This is a genomic window from Caenispirillum bisanense (genome assembly GCF_900230255.1).
GTDB lineage: Bacteria > Pseudomonadota > Alphaproteobacteria > Rhodospirillales > Rhodospirillaceae > Caenispirillum > Caenispirillum bisanense_A.
This window is the reverse complement of the sequence record NZ_OCNJ01000009.1, coordinates 1-13,363: the sequence shown is the minus strand read 5'-3', so window position 1 is coordinate 13,363 and position 13,363 is coordinate 1. Positions and strand designations below refer to the sequence as shown.

At 71.8% G+C, this 13,363-nt stretch carries 9 protein-coding genes, 2 pseudogenes and 1 CRISPR repeat array (1 of these 12 cut by a window edge); all 11 genes and pseudogenes read right to left on the bottom strand.

Going from position 1 to position 13,363, the window contains the following annotated elements; translation table 11 throughout:
- Positions 1 to 480: a CRISPR direct-repeat array (repeat unit 29 nt; unit sequence CGGTTCATCCCCGCGCGTGCGGGGAACAC); it reaches 776 nt to the left of the window's first position.
- Positions 481 to 551: 71 nt separating this feature from the next.
- Positions 552 to 797 (bottom strand): annotated as a pseudogene (gene cas2e / locus CRP50_RS18555) (type I-E CRISPR-associated endoribonuclease Cas2e).
- A 34-nt stretch (positions 798 to 831) separates the two neighbouring features.
- Entirely contained in the window at positions 832 to 1,743 is a 912-nt protein-coding gene (gene cas1e, locus CRP50_RS18550; RefSeq protein WP_097280686.1) for a type I-E CRISPR-associated endonuclease Cas1e, read from the bottom strand.
- A gap of 2 nt (positions 1,744 to 1,745) precedes the next feature.
- Positions 1,746 to 2,426 (bottom strand): type I-E CRISPR-associated protein Cas6/Cse3/CasE, encoded by a 681-nt coding sequence (cas6e, locus tag CRP50_RS18545; protein WP_141415196.1) that lies wholly within the window; start codon positions 2,424 to 2,426, stop codon positions 1,746 to 1,748.
- Entirely contained in the window at positions 2,423 to 3,166 is a 744-nt protein-coding gene (gene cas5e, locus CRP50_RS18540; RefSeq protein WP_097280684.1) for a type I-E CRISPR-associated protein Cas5/CasD, read from the bottom strand. The genes cas6e and cas5e overlap by 4 nt, the downstream gene beginning before the upstream one ends.
- A gap of 5 nt (positions 3,167 to 3,171) precedes the next feature.
- A complete protein-coding gene (cas7e, locus tag CRP50_RS18535; protein WP_245913534.1) occupies positions 3,172 to 4,257 on the bottom strand; it encodes a type I-E CRISPR-associated protein Cas7/Cse4/CasC in 1,086 nt (361 codons plus the stop codon).
- Between the two features lie 34 nt (positions 4,258 to 4,291).
- A complete protein-coding gene (casB, locus tag CRP50_RS18530; RefSeq protein WP_097280682.1) occupies positions 4,292 to 4,855 on the bottom strand; it encodes a type I-E CRISPR-associated protein Cse2/CasB in 564 nt (187 codons plus the stop codon).
- Complete coding sequence (gene casA / locus CRP50_RS18525) at positions 4,852 to 6,522, bottom strand: type I-E CRISPR-associated protein Cse1/CasA (protein WP_176525259.1); 1,671 nt, start codon at positions 6,520 to 6,522, stop codon at positions 4,852 to 4,854. Before casA ends, casB begins: the two co-directional genes overlap by 4 nt.
- A gap of 1,822 nt (positions 6,523 to 8,344) precedes the next feature.
- Positions 8,345 to 11,119, bottom strand: a complete 2,775-nt coding sequence (locus CRP50_RS18520) for a CRISPR-associated helicase/endonuclease Cas3 (RefSeq protein WP_097280680.1) — start codon at positions 11,117 to 11,119, stop codon at positions 8,345 to 8,347.
- 394 nt (positions 11,120 to 11,513) lie between these two features.
- Positions 11,514 to 11,942, bottom strand: coding sequence for a helix-turn-helix domain-containing protein (locus tag CRP50_RS18515; RefSeq protein WP_176525258.1), 429 nt, complete (start codon positions 11,940 to 11,942; stop codon positions 11,514 to 11,516).
- A 254-nt stretch (positions 11,943 to 12,196) separates the two neighbouring features.
- Entirely contained in the window at positions 12,197 to 12,820 is a 624-nt protein-coding gene (locus CRP50_RS25260) for a hypothetical protein (RefSeq protein WP_245913533.1), read from the bottom strand.
- A 40-nt stretch (positions 12,821 to 12,860) separates the two neighbouring features.
- Positions 12,861 to 13,019: pseudogene (locus CRP50_RS26555) on the bottom strand (helix-turn-helix domain-containing protein); the annotation flags it as partial.
- Between the last annotated feature and the right edge of the window lie 344 nt (positions 13,020 to 13,363).

Genomic DNA, 13,363 nt, shown 5'->3' with positions numbered 1-13,363 from the left:
ATGATGCGGGCTGCGATGAGCGGTTCATCCCCGCGCGTGCGGGGAACACGCGAGACGTTGCGGCAGGTGCCCCAGCAGCGCTCCGGTTCATCCCCGCGCGTGCGGGGAACACACCCGCACCTATCCGCTGGCGTGGCGGGTGGACGGTTCATCCCCGCGCGTGCGGGGAACACGCGATTGGGCGTACTGGAGCCAGCTCTGCACGCCGGTTCATCCCCGCGCGTGCGGGGAACACATCTCCTCCGGCGTCCACCACCTGTCGCGAGGCGGTTCATCCCCGCGCGTGCGGGGAACACCGCCACGTCGCCATCCAGTCGGTCTTGCGCGCCGGTTCATCCCCGCGCGTGCGGGGAACACGCGGGCGGAAGCCGTTGTCGAGGCCGTGAGGGACGGTTCATCCCCGCGCGTGCGGGGAACACACAATGGGATCGCCCTCGCGGGTGACCGGATACGGTTCATCCCCGCGCGTGCGGGGAACACTCTTACTGCAAGTGATTGATCGTCAACGATTTTAAAGAACGCGAAATTCTACCGGGATTCGCGCGTCGGCGTCAGCCTGAATCTTCTTCGTAATCGGCAGGCAGGAACGACACCAGTTTCAGGCCGTCGAAGTCGCGCGGCACGCGGCGGTCCCGGCCGAGCGTCTCGAAGTCGAAGCCCATGGCGGTCGGCGCGGACCACGCGATCACCGCGCTGCCGTCCTCGATGCCGGCTTCCACCTGGGCCTAGATCTGGTCGCGGATGCGCGGCGAGTAGCGGCCGACGTAGACCCCCGCGCGAATCTCCAGCAGCCACACCGCGAGCCGGCCGCGCAGGCGCGGCGGGGCGTTTTCAACCACGATGACCAGCATCGCCGGACGGGCCTGGGTCGGGGAAGGCGGGTGGAACGGCGTCTTGCGGGGCTTCGGGCGGCGCCAGACCGCCGGCGGCCAGGATCTCCTCGATCAGGGGAATGAGACGGCCGAGCAGGCGGGTCTTGCGGAAGGTGTCGCGCAAGGCCCGCCGCACGGCCGCCTCGGGGTCGGGCGGCGCCTCGCGCGCCACCTGGAAGGCGACCGGCACCGACGTCTCGAACTTCACGATGTCGGCGATGTCGTAAACGAAGGACAGCGGCTTGCCGGTGTGCAGGAAGCCGATGGCCGGGGCATAGCCGGCAGCCAGCACGGCGGCCTCGGTGACGCCGTAGAGGCAGGCGTTGGCGGCGCTGACGCAGCGGTTGGGCAGGTCGCCGCGGGTCCAGCTCGCGGGGTCGTACCGGCGGCCCTGCCAGGTCACCCCGTATTGCTGGGCGAGGCCCTTGTAGAGCGCCTTGACGCGGGCGCCTTCGATGCCGCGCAACTGGTCGACGCTGCGCCGCGCTGGCGGATCGTCCTCGAAGCGCAGGGCGAACATGCGGCGCACCACGCGCAGCCGCGCGTCCTCGTCCAGCGCCAGCCGCGCCTGATAGAGCAGGCGATCGGACCGCGCCCCGCCCGGCTGGCCGGAGGCGTAAAGTCGCACCCCGGCCTCCCCGACCCAGATGAGCAAGGTCCCGCAGCGCGCCGCCAGCACGGCGGCGGCGTGGGAGACGCGGGTGCCCGGTTGCAGCATGAGGCAGGCCAGCCCGCCCACCGGGATCTGCACCCGCACGCCCTGCCCGTCCACCAGCACGAAGGCGCCGTCGGCGACGTCCAGGTGACCGTATTCCAGAAACACCATGGGCTCGCGATCCTTGATGGGGATCGGGCGCAACGGCGGCAACATGGTCACATCCCGAGCGGCCGGCGCACCAGCACGAGGCCGTAGCCGAAGGCCTTGGACGCGCCCAGGCCCTCGAACAGCATGCGGAGGAAGGCGTCCGGGTCGGTGACCGTCAGCTCGCCGCGCAGGTCGCAACCGGCGAGGGTGATGCGGCGACGGGTACTGCTGACGAACTCCACCCGGTCGTAGGTCTCGACCAGCAGCGCCTCGGGCGCCAGGCGGAAGCCGTCGCGCTCGCCCTGGCGGTCGAGCCACCCCGGCAGGACGGCGCGGGCGACCTCCAGGCGGTCGGGCTTGGTGTCGCTGGCGGCGCGGCGGGCGTGGACGCCGTCCATCACCACGTCGACCTTGCGGCGGCGGCCGTCCACCTCCTTCCGCCACACGGGGTTGACGCGCACCATGAAGGCCAGCCGGTCGCCGGGGCGGAGGACGGGGGCGTAGGGCTTGCTCTCGATCTCGAAGAGGTTGTGGTGGTCCTGCGGCGGCTCGGCGGAGACGGTGATGATCTCCGGCCGGCCGGCCTTCCAGTCCAGGCGATAGAGGAAGTCGCGCGGCTTGTCCGGGTCGTCGGCGAACAGGGCCCACACCAGACGATGGCTCTCGTAAGCCCCCAGGCGATCGCCGAGCAGGCGGAACAGCGAGCCGGCCGAGGGGCTGTTCGACAGGCGGATGCGGCTGATGATCATGGCGCCGGCTCCCACTGGGCGGCGTTCTCCGGGCGCTCGGCGAACTGCCAGCGGGCGCGGTCGGCGGGGGCGTCGCGGCGGAGCGTCACGCGCTGCGGCGCGACCGGGTCGCCGCCCGGCGGATCGACGTCCCACACCAGCAGCCGCGGGCCGGGCTCGAGCAGCGCCGCCAGCGGATCGGGATCGGGCACGGCGGCGTCCAACTCCGCCAGGGCCGTCCCCAGGTCCGCCGCCTGCGACGGCAGCGGCGCCAGCGGCAGGCCGAGCGGGCAGCTCTTGCGGCCGAGGTAGGGCACGAAGACCGGCCGGCGCATGGCCTCGGCGATCTCCTCCAGCGACCAGCGGGCGGCGGCGCGCCGCCACCACGCCACCGTATACACCGCGTCCATGAGGTAGCCGCGGCGGGTGACCATGGTCTCGATGTCGTCCTCGTCCACGTCGAGCAGTTCGGCCCGGCGGGAGGCCGGCTCGAACCCCTTGCGCGCCTTGGGCGCCTGGACGGTGTGGTAGTCCTCCAGGCGCCGCCCCGGCGCATCCACCCGCACGGCGACACCGTAGCCGGCGGCGAGTGCCGCCTGCGCCTCGGCGTCGTCGCGGCGCAGGCCGAGGCAGGCCCCGACCAGCCCGAGCAGGGCCGAGCGCGTGGGTGTTTCGCCGGTCGGGCGCAGCTCGCCCACCGCCGGGCCGCCCCAGGCGCACAGCGGGCCGTAGAGCCGGGCGAGAAGGAAGGTCGCCGCCATGCCCGTCAGGCCGCGGCCGGAGCGGGCGTCCGGTTGCCGGCCTCGCCGCCGAGGAAGCCGATCAGCCCGGCGAGCGACCCGCCGCCGCCGGCGACATCGAGCAGATAGCGGTCCTCCGCCGTGGCGCCGTAGGCGCGGTCCATGCTCTCGGCGGTGGTCAGCAGGGCCGCCGTCGCCGTCGGCAGCATGTCGGTGCCGCCGACCGGCTTGAGGAAGGCGGTCGACAGGCTGCGCGGCAGCATGGGGCCGCGCTCGGCCAGCACCACCAGGGCGTAGGCGTGGCTGCCGAAGCTGGTGCGCTTGCCGCCGGGGCCGACCTTGGCGGCCGCCTCGGCGAGCGCCCGCACGGCGGTGTCGGCCAGCGCCTCGTCGCCGCCCAGGTTCTCCACCAGCAGACGGCGGTTGATGCAGAGATAGAGGTAGTAGAGGCCGGCCCCGAAGCCGGTTTCCCCCATGAAGCCGGCGCCGGAACCGGCGTCGTCCTCTTCCGCACGGGTCTGAAGGTCGTCCACCGCCGTGAAGAAGTCGTCCTCGATCACCGCCTTGTGGACGGTGATGGCGTGGGCGACGTCCACCGCCGCCTCGACGTTGAAGTGCGGCCGCGCCGCCAGCATGCGGCCGAACAGGGCGATGTCGGCGCCCTGATGAGCCTCCTTGACGACGCCGAGGGCCGTCTTCTCGTCCACCGCCTTGCCGGTCTTCACCACCTCGGCCACCAGGGCATCGACGGCGGCCCGTTCCGCCGGGCCGATGAAGGCGAGCTGACCGGCCTGGAACTTCTCCTTCGGATCCACCTTGCCGTAGAGCGCCTTGCCGATGGCCTCCGCCGACGCGGTCGCCACCTTCTCCTCCACCCCCTGGGCGGTGAGCCGGGTCAGCACCTCGCCGGCCATGCGGCGGGTACGGGTCGACAGGGCGCCGTCCAGGTGCTCCTGGAAGATGGCGGAGGTGCGCCACGCCCGCTTGAGCGACTGCGACGACACCCGCAGCCGCGGCGCCCCGCCCATGGTCGCCGCCTTGGGCCGGCCCATGTCGTCGCGGTTGAGGTTCGACGGCGGGTAGCTGGTGAGCAGGTGGAGCTGCAGGTACATGGACGGCATCCCTGAGTGGCGGATGGTTGCGGGATCAGGCGGCGGTGTCGGTGTCGGTGTCGGTGTCGGCGGCGACCTTGCGCTCGTCGGGCGACAGGGCGCCGTAGTAGGCGTAGGCGAATTCACGCGCCGCCCGGTCGTGCGTGACCGGCGACGTCAGGCGCAGCGCCCATTGCGCCATCTCGGCCACGTCGAGCGGCCCGTCGAGCATGGCGAGCGCCCGGCGCAGCAGGCGCAGGATCTCGGCCGGGTCTTCCTCCGCCAGCAGGCGGCGCAGGCGGATGTCGCTGAGCAGCGGCCGGTCGTCGCGCCCGCCCCGCAGGCGCTGCGGCAGCCTGCCGCCGCTGCGGTGCTGGCGCACATGGGCGGCGAGCGCCACGGCGACGGCGAGCGAAGTCGCCACCCGGCCGGTGCCGACCCCGAGCTTCAGGCGCAGCGCGTGAAAGCCGGGGATGAAGGCGCAGTCGTCGGGGTGCTCGACCCGGCGCAGGGCGGCGCGCAGGCCGGTCGCGTCCTTCAGCTCGGCGTGCCAGGCGATCAGCGCCGCGCCGGCCGGCGTCGCCTCGCCGTCCTTCCAGAAGCAGAGGTAGTCGTTCATGCGGCGCTCTCCCGAGACTGGGGCCGGAGGGTCAGCATCGCCTTGGCCTCCATCTGCTTGCCCCACAGGCCGGCAATGAGGTCGTTGCGGGCGCGCACCCAGCGGGGCTGGCGCGGCTCGCCACCGGCGGCACGGCGGTCGAAGGCCTCGGTCGCCCCGAACGGGGTCGCTGCCACCGCGTCGTCGAACACCCGCAGCGCTGCCGTCGCCACCGCCTTGTGCCAGCGCGCCATATCGGGGCTGACCTCTTCCATCTTGATGCTCTCGCCGGCGGCGTCGCGGCGGGCGACCGCCTCCAGCAGGGCGAAGAAGGCGTCGCGCGTGGCGTCGACCAGGGTGGCGCGCTGCGGCAGGAATTCGGCCTTGGTGTCGCCGGCGTCGCCGATGAGCGCGACCCGCAGCGCCCGCGTGAGCCCGTGCAGCGCCTCGTCCGACACGGCCACGGCGCGGCTGACGGCCGCCACGAAGGCCGCCTCGTTGCGCGCCTGCGGATGCAGCGGCATGCGGCTGTCGTTCCAGCCGCGCGCCTTCATGTTGTCGGTGTCGTAGCCGTAGGCCCACAGGCGCAGCGGCTCGTTCAGGTGCAGCGCCTTGGCACGGGCGCGGAAGTGCTCGACCGCGAGCGCCGGCACGCGCACCCGTCCCTTGCCGCCGGGCGGCCGCGGCGGCGTCTCCACCAGCCCGAGCCAATCCCGATAGTCCTGCCCCGCCGGGCTGCCCTTGCGGGCGGCGTAGGTTTCCGGCTTGCCGATCTCGACGCCGTAGGGCGACAGCGGATGGCGCCAGCCGCCTTCGTAGTTGACGCCGCGCGGCTTGGTCGCCATGCGGCCGACCAGCCGGTCCGAGGCGCGGCCGCACAGGGCGCAGTCGCCGGCGCTTACCGCCTCGAAGTCGAGCCAGATGCGGCGCGGCTGGCCGAAGAAGGCCTGGAGGAAAGGCGCCTGGTGCGGCTTCGCCTGCGAGCCCTCGGCCTCGCTGAGGCGCAGCGGTGCCGTCCACGGCAGCACGGGACCGGGCGCGAAGGGGTCGCCGCCGGCCGCGTCCTCCAGCGCATCGCGCGGCATGACGTTGGCCCACAGGGTGTGCCACAGGGTGCGCCCGGCGCCTTCGGCGGTGACCAGCGTCGTCAGCGGGCCGCCGCCCCGCAGGCTGGTGCGGTGCCCCTGCCCGCCGCTCGGCGCGTAGGACTGCATGGTGATCAGCGCCATCGCCGCGCAATCCGGGCACATGGCGCCGGCGCGCCCGCGTTTGACGAAGATGTCCATGTTGCGGGTGAGCGCGTTCTCGCCGGGGCTGTCGATGAGCAGCGCCGCGATCTCCACCGGCTTGCCGCCCTCGGCCGCCGTCGGGTCCTGCAGCACGCGCGGCCCCGGTCCGTCCAGCTCGAACTGCGGCACCAGCGGCGCCAGCGCCGCCGTGACCCGCTCGACCGTCGGCGGCGCCTCCCACAGCTCGGCCCAGGCGTCGTCGTCCGCGGGCAGCAGGTCGGTCAGGTGCAGCAGGCCGATGAGGAATTCGTGCGTGGCGCCGGAGAAATCCGCCCGCGGCCAGCCGATGCGCCACCCCGGCGCCAACCCCGCCACCGCCTCCGCCACCGTCACCCGCCGCACGTCCCCAGCCGGCCCGGCGACGGGGATCCAGGACTGGAGAAGAAGGTTGTGCGACACCGGCGGACACTCCGTTTCGGCGAATCTGGAAGAATGGTATGAGGGGCAAGGGTGGGAGGGAAGAGGAAATGACGCCGGACCATCGTCAATTAGAGGGTGAGGCAGAGGAGCCGCCAGGAAGGGGAGAGTTCGCGCATGGGGGCCGTTCATCCCCGCTCGCGCGGGGAACACGGGCACCCCGCTCACCCAGGCGGCCTCGTAGTTCGGTTCATCCCCGCTCGCGCGGGGAACACCGACGTCGGCGAGCAGCCGAGCACCGTCCGGGCGGTTCATCCCCGTGGGTACGGGGAACACCTCGACAAGATGGAAGACGACAAGCGCAACGACGGTTCATCCCCGCTCGCGCAGGGAACACTGCAGGTCGACCACGCCTGTGCGCATCTGCTCCGGTTTATCCCCGCTCGTGCCGGGAACACCCGGTAGCGGTTGGGGATGCCGCCCGTCAGCCACGGTTCATCCCCGCTCGTGCGGGGAACACGACGGCGGGTGGTTCGACGGGGTGCTCGACTTCGGTTCATCCCCACTCGCGCGGGGAACACCACGCCGTGCAGATCTGCCCACGCCGGCCGAACGGTTCATCCCCGCTCGAGCGGGGAACACTGCACGGCGTCGTGCACGTGCGACCAATGGTTCGGTTCATCCCCGCTCGCGCGGGGAACACCCGTCCCGGCGGATGGCAAGCCACACAGTGCCCGCTTCATCCCCGCTCGCGCGGGGAACACGGCGTAGTGGACAACCAGCCGACGTCCAAGCACGGTTCATCCCCGCTCGTGCGGGGAACACGGCCCTGCGCGGCCGCGTCGAGGCGACCCTCGACGGTTCATCCCCGCTCGTGCGGGGAACACTTCGTCAACAATCTGATGCAGCAGGGGGCCACGCGGTTCATCCCCGCTCGCGCCGGGAACACGTCGTCGTCGAGGCCTGGGACCCGGTGGCGGGCGGTTCATCCCCGCTCGTGCGGGGAACACATTTCGAACTTCGGCTTCGTCAGCTCGCCGACCGGTTCATCCCCGCCCGCGCGGGGAAACACGATGCAGGATGACCTCACCCCGCTCCACCAGCCGCGGTTCATCCCCGCTCGCGCGGGGAACAAGGTAGTAGCGGTAGTCGACGTCGACCCGGATGCACGGTTCATCCCCGCTCGCGCGGGGAACACGACTGGGATGACCAAGGCCCGGTTATCGACGGCGGTTCATCCCCGCTCGCGCGGGGAACACGCCGCGCCTGATAGAGCGCCGACTTGCCGGCCGGTTCATCCCCGCTCGCGCGGGGAACACGCCGAACGTCACATGCGGATCGCCGAGCAGCAGCGGTTCATCCCCGCTCGCGCGGGGAACACTTGTACAGCAGCGTCTCTTCCGCCGAGCGGGTCGGTTCATCCCCGCTCGCGCGGGGAACACTCCTTCTCGGCGTGCCCCATCTCGCCTTGCGCCGGTTCATCCCCGCTCGCGCGGGGAACACGGCGACACGTCGTACCTGTCGCCGGGCGACCGCGGTTCATCCCCGCTCGCGCGGGGAACACTTGGTCGGCGCGGCCTTGTTCACCGCCGTGATCGGTTCATCCCCGCTCGCGCGGGGAACACATGCCGGCCACCCGCACCGGGCGCCCCGTCGCCGGTTCATCCCCGCTCGCGCGGGGAACACGTTGTCGGCGCTGCTGTGGCTCAGCATGACCACCGGTTCATCCCCGCTCGCGCGGGGAACACTCTTCCTGGAAGCTCTTGTTTCTGCACGATTTTCAAGAACGGGAAAATCCACCGACCGATGTTCACGATGCGTGCCGGTCCGCGGGAGAGATCCGGCAGTTACCTTGCCGCACGCCTCAGGCGAGCGCAAGGCCGGTCTCGCGCCGGTAGCGGAGGGTGGCCGGGCGGTCTTCGCGCAGGAGGGTGCCGACCCAGCCGGTGCCCGGCGGGGCGTCGGGGTCGAGGGTCAGGACGACCAGCAGCGGGCCGTCGTCCTGCCAGCCGAGATCGCGGCGCAGGGCGGCGGCGGCCTCGGCGAACCGCGGTGGTGGTGGCGCTGCGGTCGCGACACCGCGGGCGGCGACGGAGATCTCGCTCTCCGCCCAGGCGCGGCGGCGCTCGAACGGGTCGGGCGGGGCCCCTTCGCTCGTCCGGTCGGCGCGGGAAAGCGGCAGGAGCGTGCCGCCCGGTCCCTCCACCGCCAGCACCAGGGGCACGCGCTCGTCGCCGAGGCGGGTGCGGGCGCGGATGTCGTCCTCCCATGCCGTGTCGCGCAGGGCGAAGGGCTTGTCGGGCCGCAGCATCGTCTTCCGCGCCAGCCAGCGGTGGGCGTCGCGGGTGCCTTCCTCGCCGCAGGAGCTTTCCTGAAGGCCGGGCGGCACGGCGTCGAGGCTGTCGGGGCCGTAGACCGTTTCGATCAGCCGGCGGGCTTCGGCCACCAGGTCCCAGCCCGCCGCCGGGGCGCCGGCGCCGGTGAGAAGGTGCTGGGTGAGCCAGAGCCGGCCGGCATCCTTGTAGACGTGGGCGGCGGCGGGGAACATCGCCTCGTACCAGTCGGCGGCGGGGTCGGCCACCGCCTCCGGCCCGAGGACGTGAAGCACCGGCTCCGGCCGCGGCGGGCGCAGGTCGGGGTGGCGGTGCTGCCGGCCGGCGCGCTGGACGATCAGGTCCACCGGGGCGAGATCGGTCACCAGGGTGTCGAAGTCGAGGTCGAGGGACTGCTCCACCACCTGCGTCGCCACCAGGATGCGGCCGCGGCGCTCGGCGTCGCGGGACGTCTTGCCGAAGTGGTGCAGCACGCGCTGCTCCACCTGGGAACGGTCGGCGGGGATGAAGGCGGCGTGGAACAGCAGCAGGTCGTCGGGCGGCAGGTGGTCCGACAGGACGGCGAAGGCCGTGCGGGCATCCTTGATGGTGTTGCGCACCCAGCAGCCGCAGCCGCCGCCCCGCGCCGTCTCCACCAGCACGGCGACGGCGGCGGCTTCGTCGCGCAGGCGGGTGCAGCGCAGGCGGGGCGGCGGCCGACGGGGCGGCGCTGCGGGCGGCGGCGGTGGCTCGGCGACGGGCGCGGCGTCGGCCTCCGACCAGCGGGTGACCAGCGGATAGGGCGCGGCGGCAGGATCTTCGGCCGCCGCCTCCAGCGTCTGGCCCAGGCCGGCGGCGAAGGCCTCGATCAGGGCGCGCCGCTGGTGGCCGGCGAGCGTCGCCGACATGACGACGGCACTGCCGCCGAGCGCGGCGTGGAAGGTCAGCAGGCCGGCGAGCAGGCCGCCGGTGTAGGCGTCGTAGGCGTGCACCTCGTCGACCACCAGAATGCCACCGGTCGAGCCCAACAGGCGCAGCGCCTGATGCCGCACCGGCAGCGCCCCGAGCAGCGCCTGATCCAACGTGCCGACGCCGACATCGGCCAGCAGCGCCTTCTTGCGGTTGTCGGCGAGCCAGGCGTTGGCGACGACGGAGGCGGTGTCGCGCTCCTCCCCGCCCTGGCGCTCGGCCTCCTGCTGGCGGCCGGCCAGAACCGCCTCGCGGAAGCCCGCATGCAGGCCGGCGCGGCCGTGGGCGAGCGCCAGCGTCGGGCGGGCTCCATCGGCGAACAGCCGGCGGTAGCTGTCGCCGAGACGCTTGAACATGGCGTCGGCGGTGGCCTGGGTCGGCAAACCGACGAAGACGCGGCTGCCCTGCCCTGCCGCCATCATGCGGGCGGCGAGGACGAGGGCGGCCTCGGTCTTGCCGCTGCCGGTGACGTCCTCGACGACGACGATCTGCGGGCCCTCGGCGACGGGCAGCGTCTCGCACAGGCGTTGCAGCGGCGACGGGGCGGCGTCGCGCGGCAGGGTGGGGAACAGCGTCGTGAAGCCGCGATAACCCGCCGGCGCCGGCGCCTCCAGCCCCGCTTCCGCCACCGCGCGCTCGGCGGCGGGCCGGGCGACCGTGTGCCAGTAGTCGGCGAGGCTCAGGTCGGGCGCCCGGTAGGGGAACCACCGGCGGTTGGAGCCGATCCAGTCGGCGAGGATGCACAGGCCCGCGGTGAGCCAGGCGGCCGGACGGACCTTTCCTGAAGGGACCACCACCGGCTGCGGCGGGGCGAGCAGACTCGCCAGTTCGGCGGCCAGCGCGATCACGTCCGCCCCACCGCTGCGTGCCGGCGGCGTCACGTTGTCGAGGATCGCCGGCGGCTGTCCGTGGTGCCCGAAGGACGCCGGCAGGAAGAGATCGAGAAGCGGCTGCGGGCACCGCGACGCCTCGGCGACAGTCTCGCGCAGCGACCGCAATTCGTTCCAGAAGAGCAGGCCGGCCTCGCCGTGGCGGAACCCCTTGAACGGGCTCGGCACCGGTGCGGCACCCGTCAACCGCTCGACCAGGTCCGGCCGCATGTCCTGGAACCACGTCGACAGCTTGCCCAGGTCGTGCAGGCCGGCCACCATCGGCAGCAGCCCCGCCAGCCCGGGCATCACCCGCTCCGCCCGCGCCGCCAGATCGGGCCGCCTCTCCATCAGCCGCCCCGCCACCGCCGCCACGTCGAGCATGTGGTAGGCGGCTGGGTGCCAGTCCGGCTCTCCAGGGACGGCGAGGTCGTCGGGCAGGCGCGCCTTGCCCCAGTAGGAGGTGACGTAAGGGGGCGGGTGGTGCATGACGGCGCCTCGGGTTGCGGTCCGGAAACTCTGTCTGCGGGGAAACGGCCACTTGCGCAACCCGTATTCGAGCGGGTTTGGGGGCCGCTGGACGAACTGCCTTCCAGCTCCGCAGCGAGTCTCGGACGTCCGGTGCGCCTGGCCTGATGCGTTGCTCGGCGGCCTTCCGGCTTTGCCGTAAGATCGCCGGCGACCACCGCCGCCAGCGACACCACGGTCTTGGACGTGATCGGCCCCGGTGGTTGTGGTCGCTGCAGGTCGATCAGGTCATGCGGCGAAAGCTGCCCCTGCAGCCGCGGCGAGGCGTGGAGCATGAGGCTCACCAGCTCGTCGTCGGCGCGGGCCGCGGCGGGCTGTACAGAAGCCGAAGGCTTGGGAGTTCCACTGTAGGATTTCAGGGGGACAGATTGTCCTCCAGGGCGGACTGGTCTGTCCGCCCATCCGGCCGCTCGCCGTCCGCGTGGCGCCGGGCTTCCCTGCCCTCCTCCGCCACCCACACGACGGCCTCGCGCAGGTCGGCCAGCCGCGCCGCCACGGGCGCCAGGTCTATTCCGGCCTGGGGACGGCTGCGGCGGTTGCTGGCGGTATAGCGCCGGACGATCCAGTGGTTGGCCTCCAGGAGGCTCAGCAGGCGGCGGATGCCGCGCCCGCAGGTGCCCATCATGGCCGCCAGCCGGGCGTTGCTCGGCACCACCCGCAGGCGGCCGAGGCGCCACCGGTCGTCGCCGTGGACGTGCTCCACCAGCAGGGCCAGCAGATGCACCGCCGCCGGCGTCAGCGCCGGCGTCAGCACCTTCACGCCGCGCAGCACCAGGCCGGTCACCGCGGCCGTCGTGACACCTGGCGCGGAGACACCGCGCGCCGAGGCTTCAAGTTCCGCGTAAGTCTCGGTCCGCCGCGCGATGCCGGCGGGACATGCGGTTGATTTCATGCATTTTTTCGGCCTTCAACCCAAGACAGGCTGACGCTGTCAATGACATGTGAAGATGTCCGGTTTTCGTAGCACATCAAATGTCCGCTCGGTTTTGCCGGAGGATGGGGCGAGCCCCATCCCCCGGCGGCGCGCGTCGAGCGGGGTCACGCGGCCGCAATTTGAGTGTCCGGCGTGGTGCCGTCGGTAGCGTAGCGGGCGAGACATCTCGGGGCATGGAAGATGGCGAGGCGGCCCTGCGGGTATTCCTTGACGGCGACGGTCGCCTTGACGAAATGGTGGCGATGGGTCTGGGCCGGGATTTGCAGCGACCGGCCCTTGTAGCGGACACAGTTGTCCTTGCCGACCTGGCGCTCCTCCTGGATGCAGAGGATTTCCGCCAGATCGCCGCCGGCCCAGGGTACGAAGGAGGAGCCGTCCTCGGTGGCCGTGACGGCGAACTGCGCATTGAAGGCTGGAAGGAAGACCTCGCGGATATGGCGGTTGGCTTCGGCCACCGAGCCGATGCCGGCCAGGCGCAGCTCCTGGGGCAGGCGCCCCTGAAGGGTCTGGAACAGCCGCTCCATCCGCCCCCTTGCCTCGGGCGAGTAGGACGGAATGTGCTGAATGCCGAGCTGCTTCAGCGCCCGGCCGACCTGAGTGGGCTTGTCCTTGTCGACCTTGCCGCCAGCCTTCGGAGTGAAGAAGTAGTGGCTGCCGCGGTCGGTGTAGAGTGAACTGAAGTGCAGCGCGTGGAAGTCCCAGTACCGCGTGCGGAACTCCTCCAGCATCCATTCGATGCGATCCACCGCCGCCCGCCGGCGACTTGCGACCCCGGCGACAGTCGATCAATCCCGCGGCCCCCTCTTCGTCGTGACGATCCCGCAACCGCCGGAAATGCCGCTCCGACATCCCCAGATACTCCGCTGCCTCGACGCAGCTCAAATGCCCCAAGCGATGGCGTTCCAGCGCCTCGATGATCTGGGCCATCCTGACCTCCGGTAGCATCTCCGATCCCTCCAGCCTGGAGCACTTCCAGAAACCGGACAGATCGGGTGCTACAAAGACCGGACATACATCGTGCTACGGACACAAGACAGGCTGACGCTTGCCAACAGCCGTCCATCGCGTAGAATTAGCCCACAAGAGAAGAGTTGGGCGTGTTCCTACACGTCAGAGACCCCGCAGTTGGCGCTGCGGGGCTTCGTCTTTTGGGTTGGTGTCTGAGCCGCCTCCGTTTTAGGGTCAGGACCCATAAACCGGCTTCCCCAGCGGCTCACGATGTGATTCAAGCTCCCCGGAAGGGAGCTTATCGTGACGCATTCTCATTTTTG

Bases quoted from the DNA above. Each gene is read 5' to 3' on its own strand.
- cas1e (WP_097280686.1), bottom strand. From the start codon at position 1,743: ATGTTGCCGCCGTTGCGCCCGATCCCCATCAAGGATCGCGAGCCCATG.
- cas6e (WP_141415196.1), bottom strand. From the start codon at position 2,426: ATGATCATCAGCCGCATCCGCCTGTCGAACAGCCCCTCGGCCGGCTCG.
- cas5e (WP_097280684.1), bottom strand. From the start codon at position 3,166: ATGGCGGCGACCTTCCTTCTCGCCCGGCTCTACGGCCCGCTGTGCGCC.
- cas7e (WP_245913534.1), bottom strand. From the start codon at position 4,257: ATGTACCTGCAGCTCCACCTGCTCACCAGCTACCCGCCGTCGAACCTC.
- casB (WP_097280682.1), bottom strand. From the start codon at position 4,855: ATGAACGACTACCTCTGCTTCTGGAAGGACGGCGAGGCGACGCCGGCC.
- CRP50_RS18520 (WP_097280680.1), bottom strand. From the start codon at position 11,119: ATGCACCACCCGCCCCCTTACGTCACCTCCTACTGGGGCAAGGCGCGC.
- CRP50_RS25260 (WP_245913533.1), bottom strand. From the start codon at position 12,820: ATGCTGGAGGAGTTCCGCACGCGGTACTGGGACTTCCACGCGCTGCAC.